Origin of the sequence: Massilia frigida (assembly GCF_011682175.1) — a bacterium.
Lineage (GTDB): Bacteria > Pseudomonadota > Gammaproteobacteria > Burkholderiales > Burkholderiaceae_D > Telluria_A > Telluria_A frigida.
On the sequence record NZ_WHJG01000011.1, the window covers coordinates 39,399 to 54,478 of the forward strand.

Annotated in this window: 10 protein-coding genes and 1 pseudogene; 3 read left to right on the forward strand and 8 right to left on the reverse strand. The window is 63.2% G+C overall.

What is annotated here, in order from left to right:
- Positions 1 to 91: 91 nt before the first annotated feature.
- From F2P44_RS13065 to F2P44_RS13080, 4 genes are all read right to left on the reverse strand, one after another.
- Positions 92 to 1,735: an ATP-binding response regulator gene (locus tag F2P44_RS13065; RefSeq protein ID WP_167087135.1), complete on the reverse strand. Its 1,644-nt coding sequence runs from the start codon at positions 1,733 to 1,735 to the stop codon at positions 92 to 94.
- A complete protein-coding gene (locus tag F2P44_RS13070; RefSeq protein ID WP_167087136.1) occupies positions 1,735 to 4,245 on the reverse strand; it encodes an ATP-binding protein in 2,511 nt (836 codons plus the stop codon). Before F2P44_RS13070 ends, F2P44_RS13065 begins: the two co-directional genes overlap by 1 nt.
- A 9-nt stretch (positions 4,246 to 4,254) precedes the next feature.
- Positions 4,255 to 5,424, reverse strand: coding sequence for an ABC transporter substrate-binding protein (locus F2P44_RS13075; RefSeq protein WP_167087137.1), 1,170 nt, complete (start codon positions 5,422 to 5,424; stop codon positions 4,255 to 4,257).
- A gap of 658 nt (positions 5,425 to 6,082) precedes the next feature.
- On the reverse strand, positions 6,083 to 7,036 hold the full coding sequence (locus tag F2P44_RS13080; protein WP_167087138.1) for an IS5 family transposase: 954 nt from the start codon (positions 7,034 to 7,036) through the stop codon (positions 6,083 to 6,085).
- Positions 7,037 to 7,107: 71 nt separating this feature from the next.
- Here F2P44_RS13080 and F2P44_RS13085 point away from each other — a divergent pair.
- Positions 7,108 to 7,344, forward strand: a pseudogene (locus F2P44_RS13085) (zinc-binding dehydrogenase); the annotation flags it as partial.
- 59 nt (positions 7,345 to 7,403) lie between these two features.
- Here the strand turns inward: F2P44_RS13085 and F2P44_RS13090 are convergent.
- The gene (locus tag F2P44_RS13090; RefSeq protein WP_167087140.1) at positions 7,404 to 7,763 is read right to left on the reverse strand and encodes an antibiotic biosynthesis monooxygenase family protein; all 360 of its coding nucleotides are present in this window, start codon (positions 7,761 to 7,763) and stop codon (positions 7,404 to 7,406) included.
- The gene (locus tag F2P44_RS13095) at positions 7,760 to 8,089 is read right to left on the reverse strand and encodes an NIPSNAP family protein (RefSeq protein WP_167087141.1); all 330 of its coding nucleotides are present in this window, start codon (positions 8,087 to 8,089) and stop codon (positions 7,760 to 7,762) included. The genes F2P44_RS13090 and F2P44_RS13095 overlap by 4 nt, the downstream gene beginning before the upstream one ends.
- A 204-nt stretch (positions 8,090 to 8,293) precedes the next feature.
- On the opposite strand from F2P44_RS13095, the gene F2P44_RS13100 reads away from it, so the two are divergent.
- Positions 8,294 to 8,491, forward strand: coding sequence for a hypothetical protein (locus F2P44_RS13100; protein ID WP_167087142.1), 198 nt, complete (start codon positions 8,294 to 8,296; stop codon positions 8,489 to 8,491).
- Between the two features lie 38 nt (positions 8,492 to 8,529).
- On the opposite strand, the gene F2P44_RS13105 is transcribed toward F2P44_RS13100, so the two are convergent.
- Together F2P44_RS13105 and purL are read right to left on the reverse strand one after the other, a co-directional pair.
- On the reverse strand, positions 8,530 to 8,922 hold the full coding sequence (locus F2P44_RS13105; RefSeq protein ID WP_167087143.1) for a hypothetical protein: 393 nt from the start codon (positions 8,920 to 8,922) through the stop codon (positions 8,530 to 8,532).
- 113 nt (positions 8,923 to 9,035) lie between these two features.
- Complete coding sequence (gene purL / locus F2P44_RS13110) at positions 9,036 to 13,082, reverse strand: phosphoribosylformylglycinamidine synthase (RefSeq protein ID WP_167087144.1); 4,047 nt, start codon at positions 13,080 to 13,082, stop codon at positions 9,036 to 9,038.
- A gap of 252 nt (positions 13,083 to 13,334) precedes the next feature.
- On the opposite strand from purL, the gene F2P44_RS13115 reads away from it, so the two are divergent.
- Positions 13,335 to 14,969, forward strand: coding sequence for a tetratricopeptide repeat-containing response regulator (locus F2P44_RS13115; RefSeq protein WP_167087145.1), 1,635 nt, complete (start codon positions 13,335 to 13,337; stop codon positions 14,967 to 14,969).
- The last annotated feature ends 111 nt before the right edge of the window (positions 14,970 to 15,080 follow it).

Consider the following 15,080-nt stretch of genomic DNA (forward strand, 5'->3'; position numbering starts at 1 on the left):
GCCATTCCGGAAAAATTACGCACTTTGACCGCTAACGCGACAGAACCCCAATCAGCGGTCGGCGATAGATAAAAGATCGCCTAAGGGTAGATCATTTCGTCGTTGTATCGGCGTTCCGGGCATGTTCGACCAGGGCGCGATCGATGGCGCCCGAAAAGATGTCGATATCGATAGGTTTGGTGAGATAGCAGTAAAAACCCGCCTCCTTGCCGCGCGCAACATCGCTCGGCATGGCGCTGGCCGACACCGCGATGACAGGAATGCGGGCGGTGCGCGGATCGGCCCGCAACAGGCGCCGGATTTCATAACCATCGATTCCGGGCAGATTGATGTCGACCAGGATCACATGCGGCAAGTGCTGGCGCGCCAGCGCGATGCCGGTGTGTCCGTCCGGCGCCGACAGCAATCGAAGGTCGGCGCGCGGCAGCACGATTTCCTCGACCAGGCGCAGATTGCCGGGATTGTCCTCGATGTACAGCAATGTGCTGATTGTGCGCGATGCCCGTGTCCGGCCCGTTCCGTTCGCGGCGCCGCCGTCCGCCGGCGCGACCGGCAGCGCGATTTGCTTGGAAAGCGGCAACGTGACCCAAAACGTACTGCCGACATCGGCCCTGCTCTCGACGCTGATGACCCCGCCCATCAGCTCGACCAGGTGGCGCGTCAACGCCAGTCCGATGCCTGTGCCTTCTTCCACCCCGGCATCACGTCCAAGCCGGTTGAAGGGCTCGAACAGATGCGCCAGTTGCGTGGCGTCCAGACCGGCGCCGGTATCGCGCACACCGATCCTGACCTTGCCCTCGTCGGCCAGTTCGCAGTTGACCGTGACCGATCCGTGTTCGCGGTTGTACTTGATTGCATTCGACAAGATATTGATCATGACCTGTTTCAGGCGGATGCGGTCGCACAGGACGTGAACCCCGGCTATCGTCGGAAAACCGAGCGCGATCTGGCCCCGGTCGGCCAGCGGCGCGACCAGAGCCGCACATTCGGTAAGCACCGGGGCCAGCGCGACCGGCTCGATCGAGACGGTCAGCGTGCCTGATTCGACCCTGGCAAGGTCGAGTACCTCGTTAATCAAGACCAGCAAGTGCTTGCCAGCCTGCAGGATATGGCCGACGAACTGTTTTTTCTGGGCCGGCGTGGACGGCAGGGTTTCCGAATTGAGGATTTGGGCGAAACCGAGGATGGCGTTGAGCGGGGTGCGCAATTCATGACTCATGGTGGCCAGGAAGACCGACTTCATTTCATTCGAGCGCTCCGCCTCGCGCCGCGCCTGCTCGAGGTCCACGTTCAGGGCGGCGAGCACGGCGGCGTGCTCGCGCACTTGCCGCTCGAGTGCGGCGTTATCGATGCGCAATTGGCGCGTTGCGATCGCGCGCGCCAATACCGGCAGGATAGCCGACAGCTTGCACGGCTTGAGGATGTAGTCGAGGGCGCCGACCTGCATGGCCTGGACCGCCGAGGCGATGCTACCCTCCCCGGTCATGATGATGCAGGCGAGGTCGGGGTCGAACGCGCGCGCCGCCTGCACCAGTTCGATGCCGCCCGTGCCGGGCATGATCAGGTCGGCCAGCAGCAGCTCGAACTGGGCCTGGCGCAGCACGGCGAGGGCCTCCTCGGCACTGCAGCAACCCATCATGGCATAGCCCCGGATGCCCAGCGTATCGCACAAGGCGCGCACATGGTTCGCCTCATCGTCGACCACCAGGACCCGGATCGGAGGTTTCGCATCCATTACGCGTTTTCCCTGTCATGTACGCAGGCGGCCAGCGCCTCGCGCAGTTCAAGCAGCTTGGGCGGCTTGCTCAGGACCCGGTTCACATCGGCCGGCAAGTCGTCTTCGGTGGCGATGCGCTGGCCCCAGCCGGTCAGCAGGATCACCGGCGTGGCGGGCGACATCGCCTTGATCGCGGAAGCGACCCGGCGTCCATCGACATAGGGCATGCCCAGGTCGGTGATGACGAGCGCGAACGTTTCGCCGCGCAGCTGGGCGGCATGGAACAGGTCTATGCCCGCCTGCCCGCCGTCGGCCGCGACCACCGTGTGGCCGTCGCTTTCGAGCACCATGCGGAGCGCCTTTTGCACCAGCGGATCGTCATCGACCGTCAGGATGCGCAGCGGCGCCGTCTTGTGCGCGACCCTGGCCGGCGGCGCCGCGCCGGCGCCCGCTGCCGGCAGGTCGAACGCAAGCCGCATCGTGCTCCCCTGCCCCTTCGCCGAATCGATTTCGATGCGGGCGCCGTGGCGTTCGATCATGCCGTACACCATTGCCAGGCCGAGGCCGGTACCGCGCTCGCCCTTGGTGGTGAAGAACGGTTCGAGGCAGCGGCGCCGGGTGTCCTCGTCCATGCCGACCCCGCTGTCGCCGACTTCGACATGGACCTGGGGCGGCGCCCCGGACACAGGGCCCAGGCTGCGCGTGCGCAGGGTCAAGGTGCCTCCTTCCGGCATCGCGTCGACCGCATTGAAGACCAGATTGGTCAGCGCTTCGCGAATCTCGCTTTCGATACCCATCAGGGGCGGCAGATCCGGCTCGAGCTCGTAGCGCATCTGGATCACGATGCCGCGCTGTTGCGGCATGTCGCTCCAGCGTGCGCGGGTCAGGTCGGCCACGTGCTGCATCAGGCGATTCGCGTCGACCTGGACCAACTGCACCTGGGATTCGCGCTGGCGATAGAATTCGCGCATGCGCGCCACCGTTGCCGCCACATCGTCGATGGCGCGCTTGATAATCTCCAGGCAAGAGCGGGCATTCGTACTCAGCCCGGCCTCGGTCTCGAGCAGCGACTCGGTATACAGGGCCACCGGTGAAATGGCGTTGTTGATGTCGTGCGCGATACCGCTGGCCATCTGCCCGAGGGCGCGCAAGCGCTCTTGCTGTACCGCCGATTTCTGGCTCTGGCGCATTTCTTCATATGCGAGCTGGAGCGCGCCATAAAGTTGGGTCTGGTTCGCGGCCAGGGCCACGTGTTCGCTCAGCTGGCGCAGGAATTCGCATTCGCCGCTGCTGAAGCTGTTGGGGCTAAAGCGTGCCGTCACCAGCACGCCGAACACGGTCGATTCGACCAGCAGCGGCGCCATCACAAGCGAGCGCAAGCCGCCGGCCGCCAGCCGCCGCGGGAAGGGAAAATGCACGTCGCCAATGTCCGGTTCATACACCAGTTTGCCGCGCACGCAGCGCGACAAGCCATTCTGGTCGATCGGGATATGCGCGTGTTCGCTCATCGCGAAATCCTGGGCCAGCGCCGCGCTGCGCAAGCCCACGCAACTGACCTGCAGCGCGGCTTGGCCCTGCTCGTACAGGCAGATGCAGCAAAAATCGACCGGCAACTGATCTTCCAGGCTGCGGATGACCACCTGGAAGATGCTGCGCATATCCTGGCGCTCGCCCACGGAACGGGTGATCTGTTGCAAGAGGTTGAGCCGTTCGAGCTGGGCGTGCACTTTCTTTTCGGCCAACTCGCGCTCGACGATCTCGCTTTGCAAGGCCATATTGGCCCCGCTCAATTCGATGCGCGACACCGTGCTTTGCTTGAGTTTCTCGGTCATGCCATCGAAGGCGCTGGCCAGTTCGCCCAATTCGTCGCGGCTGTGCCAGTCAAGCTTGAAGTCGAGATCGCCGGCACCCACCGTCTGGGTGCCTTCGCGCAAGCGCTCGAGCGGGCGGACCAGGCTGCGAAAGGTCAGCATGGTACTGGCCAGTATCATGAACAGCACGATGGCGCCGAAGGCCATGACGGCGCTGATCTCGCGCTGCTGCGCGGCCAGCACACCTTGGCGGCTGCGTTCGGACAAGCCCATGGCGTCCGATATCATGGCCTGGGTCTTGGACGAGATCTGGCCGGTCAGGCGCGAGGCGAGCTCGATCGTGGCGGGATCCTCGGGCAACGCGCGCGTGGCCACCTGCAAGGAAAACAGCTTGCCGACACTGGCGAACGTGGCGCGCAGCGAGGCGATGTTCGCATCATCGCCCGGTCCGCTGAAGGTCGTGCCCGAGTCGAGCAACACCCCCAGCGACGCGCTGCGCAAACGCCATTGCGCAAAAATGCGCTGCTCGCTGCGCAAGCCGTATTCGAGCGACAGATAGCGCAAGGCGGTCACTGCATTGAGGACTTCGTCGGCGGCCTGGTTCTTGTTCAATTCCTGGCGCACCTGTTGGGTGGTGGAAAACAGTACGGCCCCGACGATCGCGACCACGATGGCGGAGAACAGGCCGATCAGCTTGAGGCGGGTCGCAATTTTCATTTTGCCTCCTCAGTGAATGATGGTCACTGCCGTCGGCGCAACGCTGAGCATGGCATCGAGATACATAATGTCGAGGAAATTGGGCGTGTCCCTGGCCGGAGCCAGGCCATTGGCGACGGCCCAGCGCGATTCATCTTCGAGGGCCAGGATCAAGCCCTGGTCGAGCGCCAGCTTGAAGTGAAACTGCGGCCACTGGGCTTTCCACTTGCTGGTATCGAGCTGCAGGAAGGCGGTCATGACGGCGCGTGCCCGTTCGGGCTCGGTCCGGCACTCGTGCACGCCTCGGGCCATCGCGCGCAACACGCGCCGCATTAAGTCCGGGTTGGCCGCGACGTAAGCGCGGCTGCCGGCCAGGCTATACGGAATCTCGTAAATGTCCTCGCCGTAGAAGACGGCGCCATTCGCACCTAGCGCGCTGAGCAAGGTATCGAGGAAGGGTTCCCAGGTCGCGATGGCATCGACCTCGGCCCGCTCGAGCGCGGCGGCGAATTGCTCTGGATTCAGATTGACGACAGTAACGTCGGCGCGCGCCAGATGCTGGCGGCTGAGAAAGCCATCAAGCGCGAAATGTCCGGACGTGCCGAGCGTGACGCCGATCTTCTTGCCCTTCAGGTCGGCCAGCGTGGCGATGCCGCGGTCGCGCCGCGCGACAATGCCGTGATCGTGTTCGGTCTTGAAAAAGGTCGCGATGACGGACACCGGCACGTCTTTCATGCCGGCAAACATGATGGGAATATCGGCCGTCGTTGCCAAGTCCGCCGTACCGGCCAGCGCCGACTCGAGCGCCGCCTTGCCGCTCTGGTGGGCCTGGATCTGGGCCGCGACGCCCTCTTGCTGGAAATACCCGTTGCGATAGGCCACGGTGACCGGGCAGGTGCCGACATAGCCCGAGGTCGATGCGATGATCAGCTTGTGCGTAACAGGCACGGGCGGCGCAGCCCGCTCCCGCGCCAGCCAATGTGACAGTCCGCCCGCCGCGGCAAGCAGGAACAGGGCTGCAAGGGCATATTGGTACTTGCGATTCCGAGTTGTTTCGGTCACGGAGGCCTCCTCGCGGAAAGTCCGCGCAGAAAGGTCAGCGTGACACAAATTCACGATTGAAATCTCTTCAATTATCACATTTTTACAAAAAACTTGCAATTTAGTTACAGCGCACCACGCCGGCGTACCCGCACGCATGCTCAGTGCCTTTGTGCGCCGCCTGGGGCGCTTGTGGCAACTCGTATCATGGCCTGGTGTCTCGCTTATGTGGATCGGGAGTGGTTCAGGAACGCCGGATGTGCAACAACATGGCAGTCGCGCTGGCGGGGCATCTGCCGCACTGCTCCTGCCCTTCTCCGGTGCATCGCTGCCGTCATCAGGTTCGAGCGGCGTGGTTCAAACGAGGGTAACACTTCGGGATCTGGCATCCGCTGTTGAGCGATACTGTTGCCCCATCATTTGAACCATCGCCACCTATGAATCCATCCGCTTGTCCGGCAGCCAGACTGCCCGAAGTTGACCGAAAGGAGATGGCCATTTTGGCGCTGGCGGGAACGGCGACGATCAGCGACCTGGCCGCGCAGCACGGCGTCAGCCGCAAGTTCGTCTACCAGCAGGCGGACAAGGCCAGCGTCGCGTTGGACGAAGTGTTCGCATCGGCGGCACCGGACGACGAGGTGCTGTTCGCGCTGCCTGTGACCAAGACATGGCTGCGCCAACTGACGCTGGGCTTGACCATGATCTGCCACAGCTCCTACCGTAGCCTCGCCCACGACGTCCTGGCATTGGCCGGTCCGAACCGGCGTTGTCGAATTAATCGATGCTTGGCAAAAAGGGCACCTGTTTTCGGCTTCTTTCAGATTTCTACGGACAGCGGCATGCCGAAACTGGTCATCTTGTTGAGGGCAGACGCACTGATCCACGCCTCCGTTTTCTGCCGAGCCAGAGCACGTGCTTTCATCGTGTTGCCAAAGATGCGCTTGTAGCGCTGCATCGCCAGTTCCACATAGCTGCGGAAATTGTAGCCCGTTATCCGCTGCCACATGAGCCGCCCTTCCTGAGCAATGGTTTTAATATGTTTGCCCCGCCAGGTGTGGCCGGTGGTGGAAAGGACAGCGCCCTTGTGCGGTGGTATGACTACTTGCGCATCGGGCTGCTTCTCCAGCACTGCCTGCGCTACCGGTTCACCGTCGTAGGCGCCATCGCCCATGAACGTTTCAAACGGTGTCGTGATCTGACCGAGCAGATCTGGCACGGCCGTCGGGTCGCCCACTTCCGGTGTCGTCAGTTCGCACGCAAGAATTTGATGATGTTCGTCGATCGCCAAATGCAGCTTACGCCACGTGCGGCGCGCGGCAACGTCATGCTGTTCCTGGCGCCATTCGTCTCTTCCGTACACTTTGAGCCCGGTGGAGTCCACGATGACAACCGCGCCTGGCTCCAGCGCATTGCTCAAGACATGTCTTTGCAAACCGATGCTTCTCTTGGAAATACAGCTGAAATCAGGGATGCTGATCTCCACCTTCAAGGCACGGGCAAGCGAGTTCATGAAGCCTTCGGTCTGCCGCAGTGCCAGATGAAAAACCTGACGTAGGAACAGCGCGGTCTCGATCGCCACATTGGAATACTTCGTCGGCCGGCCGCGCGCCCCGGTCTTGGCCGGGCACCACTGCGCTATCGCCTCTTCGGTAAACCACATCGTGAAGTCGACCCGCTGCTTGAGCGCTGCGTTGTAATCAGGCCAGTTCGTCACCTTATAGCGCGGTTTCTTGAATTGGTGGCGACGATCTTCGCTGTGTTTGTACGGCACGTGGCTACATGACGGGAAAAGATGCCAGATTGTACACGGCCATCATGCGCGTCGACTTATTCAACAACGCCGTGATGACCTTGCTCAGTGCAGGCGTGCGCAGGAAGGCCAGACAACGCGGTGCCAGCTACGCTTTCCTCTTCATGCGGGCCGAAGGCAAGCAGCTGGGCGAGATCGCCAGCCTGATCGACGGCGGCCAGATCGGTGCCGTGATCGACCGCATTTTCCCGTTCGACGAAACGAATGCGGCCCTCGATTACGTGGAAGCCGGCAGGGCCAAGGGCAAGGTGGTCATCAAGGTCAGCTGACAGCGCTGCTGGCGGGGGGAGGCGAACTCATCCCGTGCGCGCAATGCGCCACAGGCGCTTCAGGCCGGCGGCGGCTGGTCGTGCCGGATGCGCGAATCGGCCGGCGCTTGCGCCCGCTCGTGCATGCCATAGTCGCGCATCACGGCGGCCACGCGCAAGCGGTAGTCGGCGAAGATGAATGCGCGTCCCTGCTCCTGCGTCTCGCGGTGCAAGCCGTGGTTGCGCCAGGCGCGCACGGCCTCTTCATCGCGCCAGAACGATAGCGACAGGATCTTGCCGGCGTCCGACAGGCTCTGGAAGCGCTCGATCGACAGGAAGCCATCCATCTGTTCCAGTTGAGGCCGCAGGCTCGCGGCCGCATCCAGGTAGGCCTGGCGCTGGGTTTCATGCGGGATTACCTCGAAGATCACGGCGATCATTGGGCGGCCCGCTGGAATGCGCTATCGACCACCTCGGTAAAGGTGCGCTCCTCGCGCAGGATGAAGCGCTTTTCCTGCGCCATGGCGAAGTTGGCGCGGCTTTCGGGGTCAAGGCGCAGGCGCGCGCGGTAGGCCTCGTAGGCGGCCAGGCTGTCGAAGCCGACCAGGCCCCAGGCTTCGTAATTGGTGCCTTCGAGCGGCAGGAAGTAGCCGATCAGCTTGCCGCCGCAGCGCGGGATGATGCGGCCCCAGTTGTCGGCATACTCGCGAAACGCGTCGCGCTGGAAGGGATCGATTTCGTAACGGATAAAACAGGCGATGGCCATGGTGGTCCTTTCTCAGGTGGAAACGTGACTATACCGGCGCAGGTCCGGCGGAAGGTTCGGCGCGGAGCGAACCGTCGTTGCCGGATACTGGTATGGACGGATCGCAATGCCCTCCCCATCCGTTCTCCTGATCCCCATCGATGCCGGCGCCGGCTTGAAGCAGACGCGAATGGCGTCGGTACTGTCGCGGAGCACAAGGATGTCGTGTTCGGATTTGCCACCGTGATGATGTTGCTGTCCGGTGCGATGCAATGGCCGGCACGCTCGCTGCCATGCCCGACGGATCAAGCGCTGGCGGCCAGATGCGCCAGTATGCGCAAATCGGCGGCGCGGGTGTATCCGGGCGCCGTCTGCCTGTACCTGATCGGCCCATTTTTCGCCTTCATCGCGCCACTGCTGTAACGCGCCATGCCAGCCTGCCCAGCCGCAGGCGGGTCTACTCAAAGACGGTCGTCGCTGACGTACCCGGCAATCTCGCCGGGCGCATAGACCCGCCCGTGGCCGTCGTCGAGCACCAGCGACCAGCGCTGGCTCATGAGTTTCACCAATAGCTTCATGTTTGGATATGACGTCTCGCCGGAACCCATCTCGATCTGGAGGTAATGCGCAACGGGAGCGCCGAGCATCATGGCGAAGGTGTCTGTTTGGGTCTGCTCGTAACAGGTGTCCTCGGCTGTCTGTCTGTATAGCCATAGCTGGGAGACGCCGTCCCATACCTGCGTCCACCAGTCAGACCGGTCGACGCCCAAGGCGGAACATAACTCAGCGACGACGCTGTTCAAATCGTCATCCGACAGCGCTACCGATGTGATGATCTGGACTTCAGTGGTCATGATGCGCTTTGGGATTTGAATTTACAGAAACCGGGAACGGCACGGATGTCCCGTACTCCGGAGCCGTCGTCCCCGCGCCAAAACGGCACTCGGCGGGGACGACGCGGGCTAATTTAGCCGACCCACTTGCGGGCATTGCGGAACATGCGCATCCAAGGCGAATCCTCGCCCCACGATTCCGGGTGCCACGACTGCTGCACCGAACGGAACACGCGCTCGGCATGCGGCATCAGCACGCTAAAACGCCCGTCCGCCGTCGTCACCGACGTCAGCCCCTCGGGCGAGCCGTTCGGATTGAACGGATACGCCTCGGTGGCCGCGCCGCGATTGTCGACAAAGCGCATGGCCTTGACCACCGCCTCGATATCGCCCGTCTGCGAGAAGTCGGCAAAGCCTTCGCCGTGCGCGATCGCAATCGCCGCCTGCGTGCCCGCCATGCCGCTGAAGAAGATCGACGGCGAATCGAGCACCTCGACCATCGCAAAACGCGCCTCGAACTGCTCCGATTTATTGCGCGTGAACTTAGGCCACGCATGCGCGCCCGGAATGATCGATTTCAGGTTGCTCATCATCTGGCAACCATTGCACACGCCCAGTCCGAACGTGTCGCCACGGCTGAAGAAGCGCGCGAACTGGTCCGCCAGCTGGGCGTTGAACAGAATCGTCTTGGCCCAGCCCTCGCCCGCGCCCAGTACGTCGCCGTACGAGAAGCCGCCGACGGCGATGATGCCCTGGAAGTCGTCCAGCTTGGCGCGGCCGGCAATCAGGTCGCTCATGTGCACGTCCACCGCCGCAAATCCGGCCTGGTGCATCACCCACGCCGTCTCGATATGCGAGTTCACGCCCTGCTCGCGCAGGATCGCCACGCGCGGACGCACGCCCGTCGCCACGAACGGCGCGGCGATGTTCTCGCTCGGGTCGAAGGTCAGCTTCGGCGTGATGCCAGGATCGGTTTCGTCCAGCAGGCGATCGTATTCGGCATCGGCGCACGCGGGATTGTCGCGCAGGCGCGCGATGCGCCAGCTCGTGTCGCTCCACACGCGGTGCAGCGCGCTGCGCGCTTCGGTGTAGATCACCTTGGCGTCGCGCGTGAATTCGATCACGCCACGCTCGTTCGGCTTGCCAATGATATGGCTGCACGCACCCAGGTTGTGCTCGCGCAGCACGTTCATCACGAGCGACTTCTCGTCCGCACGCACCTGGATCACGGCGCCCAGTTCTTCATTGAACAAGGCACGCAGCGTCTGGTCGTTGCGGCGCTCGCCCACCTGGCCCGCCCAGTTCTTGGCATCGCCCCAGTCGGCGCCATGGCCGGCTTCGAGCGTGAGGATGTCGAGGTTGACCGACATGCCGCTGCGGCCCGCGAACGCCATCTCGCACAAGGTGGCGAACAGGCCGCCATCGGAACGGTCGTGGTAAGCGAGCAGCTTGTCGTCGGCGTTCAACTGCTGGATCGCCGCGAAGAAGGCTTTCAGGTCGTCCGCGCTGTCGACGTCCGGCGTCTCGTTGCCGAGCTGCTGAGTCACCAGCGACAGCGCCGAAGCGCCAAGGCGGTTCTTGCCGCGTCCCAGATCGATCAGGATCAGCGCGGTCTCGCCGGCGTCCAGCTTGATCTGCGGCGTGAGCGAACGGCGCACGTCGTACACCGGCGCAAACGAGGACACGATCAACGAAACGGGCGAGACGACTGCTTTCGCATCGCCCTCGTCCTTCCAGGTGGTGCGCATCGACAGCGAATCCTTGCCGACCGGGATACTGATGCCCAAGGCCGGGCACAGCTCCATGCCGACCGCCTTGACGGTATCGAACAGCGCGGCATCCTGACCCGGCTGGCCGCAGGCCGCCATCCAGTTGGCCGACAGCTTGATATCGGAGATATCGCGGATCGGCGCGCAAGCGATGTTGGTCACCGCTTCACCGACGGCCATGCGGCCCGACGCGGCGGCGTTAATTACCGCCAGCGGGGTACGCTCGCCCATCGCCATCGCTTCGCCCAGATAACCTTCAAAGCTCATCGCGGTAACGGCGCAATCGGCCACCGGCACCTGCCACGGGCCGACCATCTGGTCGCGCACCGTGGTGCCGCCAACCGTGCGGTCGCCGATGGTGATCAGGAACGATTTGTCGGCCACCGCGGGCAGCAGCAGCACGCGCCTGGCGACGTCGGCCAGGTCGAGGCCCGTCAGGTCGATGGCGGGAAATTCATTGTGCACGTGCGCGACATCGCGCAGCATCTTCGGGGGTTTACCGAGCAAGACATCCATCGGCATGTCGACCGGCGAGTTGCCCAGTTCCGGATCGATCAGCTTGAGCTGGCGTTCTTCGGTGGCCACGCCGACGGCGGCGAACAGGCAGCGCTCACGCTCGCACATGGCGGCGAACAGCGCCAGGCTCTCAGGAGCAATCGCCAGCACGTAGCGTTCCTGCGATTCGTTGGACCAGATCTCTTTCGGCGCCATGCCGCTTTCTTCAAGCGGCACCTTGCGCAGGTCGAAAATCGCGCCGCGCTTGGCATCGTTGGTGATCTCGGGGAAAGCGTTCGACAGGCCGCCCGCGCCCACGTCGTGGATCGAGATGATCGGATTGTCCGCGCCCATCTGCCAGCACGCGTTGATGACTTCCTGCGCGCGCCGTTCCATTTCCGGATTGCCGCGCTGGACCGAATCGAAGTCCAGGTCGGCCGTGTTGGTGCCGGTCGCCATCGATGACGCGGCGCTGCCGCCCATCCCGATGCGCATGCCCGGACCGCCCAGCTGGATCAGCAGGCTGCCGACCGGGATGTCGTTCTTGTGCGTGTGCTGGCCGGAGATATTGCCGATCCCGCCGGCGATCATGATCGGCTTGTGATAGCCGAACACCGCGTCGGGCATGCCCGCGCTCAGGGCGCCGACATTCTGTTCGTAGGTGCGGAAGTAGCCGCCCAGGACCGGACGCCCAAACTCGTTGCTGAACGCGGCGCCGCCGAGCGGGCCTTCGATCATGATCTGCAGCGGCGAGGCGATGCGGTCAGGCTTGCCGTAGACCGCGGCGACAGCGCGCTGGCCGGCCGGCTGGTTGACATTGGCCGCGTTTTCCCATGGACGCACGGCGTCCGGGATCATCAGGTTGGAGACCGTAAAACCAGTCAGGCCTGCCTTCGGCTTGGCGCCACGCCCGGTTGCGCCTTCGTCGCGGATCTCGCCGCCGGCGCCGGTGGAGGCGCCGGGAAATGGCGAAATCGCGGTCGGGTGATTGTGCGTCTCGACCTTCATCAGGGTGTGCGTCAGTTCCGTCGACGGGGCGTACTCATGCCCGGCGCCGCGCGGATAGAAGCGCATCACGGTCGCGCCTTCCATGATCGACGAGTTGTCGCTGTAGGCGACGATCGTGCCTTTCGGCTGCAACTGGTGCGTGTTCTTGATCATCTGGAACAGCGACTTGTCCTGCGCCACGCCGTCGACGATCCAGTCCGCGTTGAAGATCTTGTGGCGGCAATGCTCACTGTTCGCCTGCGCGAACATCATCAGTTCAACGTCGGTCGGGTTGCGCCCGGCCTTCGTGAATGCGTCGAACAGGTAGTCGATTTCATCGTCCGACAGGGCCAGGCCAAGTTCGGTGTTGGCTTTTTCCAAAGCGTGCTTGCCGGCGTTGACCACATCCACCGATTCCAGCGGACGCGCTTCGAGTTCGCGGAACAGGCTTGATGCCTGGTCGGCGTTGCGCAGCACGCTTTCGGTCATGCGGTCGTGCAGCAGGCCAGCTACCGCTTCGGTTTCCGCGTCGGAGAGCTTCTTGGCCGCGCCAATGCTGCTGCCCAGCAGACCCGTTTTCAGGCTGACCGAAAATGCGATTCCCCGCTCGATCCGGTGCACATGCGCCATGCCGCAGTTGTGTGCGATGTCAGTCGCTTTCGATGCCCAGGGCGAGATGGTGCCCAGGCGCGGGATGACGAAGAATTCTTCGGTCACGCCCTCGCGCGGGCTTGCTGCGGCAGGTTCGCCGTAGGTCAGCATCGCGGACAGGCGCGACGTGTCGTCCGCCGACAGCGCCGCGCTGGTATCGATAAAGTGATAAAAACGCGCCTGGACCGCCGTAATCGCCGGGGCGACAGCTTGCAATTGGCTCAGGAGGCGTTGGCTGCGAAATACGGACAGGGCATTGGAACCCGGTAGTATCAACATGGTTGGAAGGTGGTTGATGCAGCGAGGCTGCGGGGTTAAAGGTAATGAAGGCACGAATCTGGGTAAGGCTGGAATCCTTTAGGCCGACATTATACCGTGTTGCTACCCCATCAGCGCGGCGTATTCGCCTCACCGCCTCGTGTACCTGTTGCCGCCAGCGCAGACATTAGCGTATCGTAGGGTTTCAAGAGTTTCCCGTACGAACCGTTAACAGTGCTGAAACCCCGTTCATGGGGGCACGAGAGTGAAAAGATGCAAGATAACAGCAACTTGTCCGTATTGGTGATCGACCCGAACCCGGGCATGCGCGGCAGCCTGCAAAACATGCTGGTGCAGTCCAGCATCACGAAAATCGAATTTGCCGTCAACGCCAGCACGGCCATCAAGCAGGTCGGCAAGCGCAGCTACGACCTGATCCTGTGCGAATACGATCTCGACGGCGGCAGCGGCACCGACAGCGGCCAGGATGGCCAGCAACTGCTGGAAGACATGCGCCATCACAAGCTGATCGGCCTGTCGACCATCTTCATCATGATCACCTCGGAAGGCGTCTACAGCAAGGTGGTCAGCGCCGCCGAACTGACCCCGACCGACTATATCCTCAAGCCATTCACGGTGGACATGCTCAGCGTCCGCATCAACCGCGCCATCGAGCGCCGCGCCGTGTTCCTTCCGACCTATAACCTGATCAGCCAGGGCAATCTGCGCGAGGCGATCAGGTCGGCCGCGAGCGGCGAAGCGAATCATCCGCGCCAAGTGGCCGATTTTGCAAGGCTGCGTGCCGACATGCACGTGGCGCTCGACGAACTGGCGCAGGCCGAGGATATCTACACCGGCATCCTGGCCAGCAAGTCGATCGGCTGGGCCAGCCTGGGCCTGGCGCGCGTGCTGTTTGCGCAGGACAAGGTGGAAGAAGCCGAGAACGTTGTCACAAAACTCATCGAAGACAATCCCAAGTTCATGGCCGCCTACGATCTGCTGGCCAAGTGCCACGAAATGAACGGCGCCGCCTACCGCGCCCAGAAGATCCTGGAAGAAGCGGTGGCGATCTCGCCGCACACGGTGCGCCGCCTGCGCCGCCTGGGTGAAGTCGCGCTCGAAGCGGGCGACGTGGTGGTCGCGGAAAAATCGTTCAAACAGGTGGTGTCACGCTCCAAATACTCCGAATTCCGCAATCCGGAAGACCATGTGAAGCTGGTCAAGACCCTGCTCAAGAAGGGCGACACCAGCCAGGCCGGCAGCGTGATCCGCGACATGGAGAAATCCCTGCGCGGCACTGCCGCCATCGATGCCTGCAAGGCCATTTCGGTGGCGCTGCTGCATGAATCGGCCGGCAACACCTCGGGCGCGGTGACGGAACTCAATGCGGCGGTGGCGGCCGTGCGGCTGTCCAAGGGCTTGTCGAGCGAGTTGAAAATCGGTTTGGCGCGCACCTGCCTGTCGAACCGGCTCGACAATGCGGCGGCGGAAGTCATGCTGACGGTCATGAACGACGTCGACAGCGATGTGTCGATGCAGGATGCGATGAGCGTGTTCGTCAAGGCTGGCCGGCCCGATCTGGCGGAAGGCATGAATTCGCGCCTGATGACCCAGGTGCGGGAACTGCTCGACCTGGCCGCCGAAAAAGGCAATATGGGCGACGTGAAGGGCGCGGTGCAGACCCTGCTCGAAGCCCAGCACATGGCGCCGAAGAATGTGCAGGTCATGCTGGCGCTGGCCAAGGCGATCCTGCGCCAGCTCGAAGACCTGGGCTGGGACCATCCGCTGGCCGAAGTTTGCAACACCCAGATCGACGCCATCCGCAAGCTCGACCCGGCCAATCCGCTGCTGCCGGGGCTGACCGAGGATTACCACGGCGCCCAGCGCAAGTACGGTATTTCCACCTGATTGCGCGCCGCCGGGACGGATCGGAACATTGTCCCGGCGCACCGTCGACGCCGCCACGCCCGCCCCGCGCTGCCGCGCAAATTGCTTGCGTGCGGCCAGCGCCGGGGCCAA

Bases quoted from the DNA above. Each gene is read 5' to 3' on its own strand.
- F2P44_RS13065 (WP_167087135.1), bottom strand. From the start codon at position 1,735: ATGGATGCGAAACCTCCGATCCGGGTCCTGGTGGTCGACGATGAGGCG.
- F2P44_RS13070 (WP_167087136.1), bottom strand. From the start codon at position 4,245: ATGAAAATTGCGACCCGCCTCAAGCTGATCGGCCTGTTCTCCGCCATC.
- F2P44_RS13075 (WP_167087137.1), bottom strand. From the start codon at position 5,424: ATGCGTGCGGGTACGCCGGCGTGGTGCGCTGTAACTAAATTGCAAGTT.
- F2P44_RS13090 (WP_167087140.1), bottom strand. From the start codon at position 7,763: ATGATCGCCGTGATCTTCGAGGTAATCCCGCATGAAACCCAGCGCCAG.
- F2P44_RS13095 (WP_167087141.1), bottom strand. From the start codon at position 8,089: ATGGCCATCGCCTGTTTTATCCGTTACGAAATCGATCCCTTCCAGCGC.
- F2P44_RS13105 (WP_167087143.1), bottom strand. From the start codon at position 8,922: ATGACCACTGAAGTCCAGATCATCACATCGGTAGCGCTGTCGGATGAC.
- purL (WP_167087144.1), bottom strand. From the start codon at position 13,082: ATGTTGATACTACCGGGTTCCAATGCCCTGTCCGTATTTCGCAGCCAA.
- F2P44_RS13115 (WP_167087145.1), top strand. From the start codon at position 13,335: ATGCAAGATAACAGCAACTTGTCCGTATTGGTGATCGACCCGAACCCG.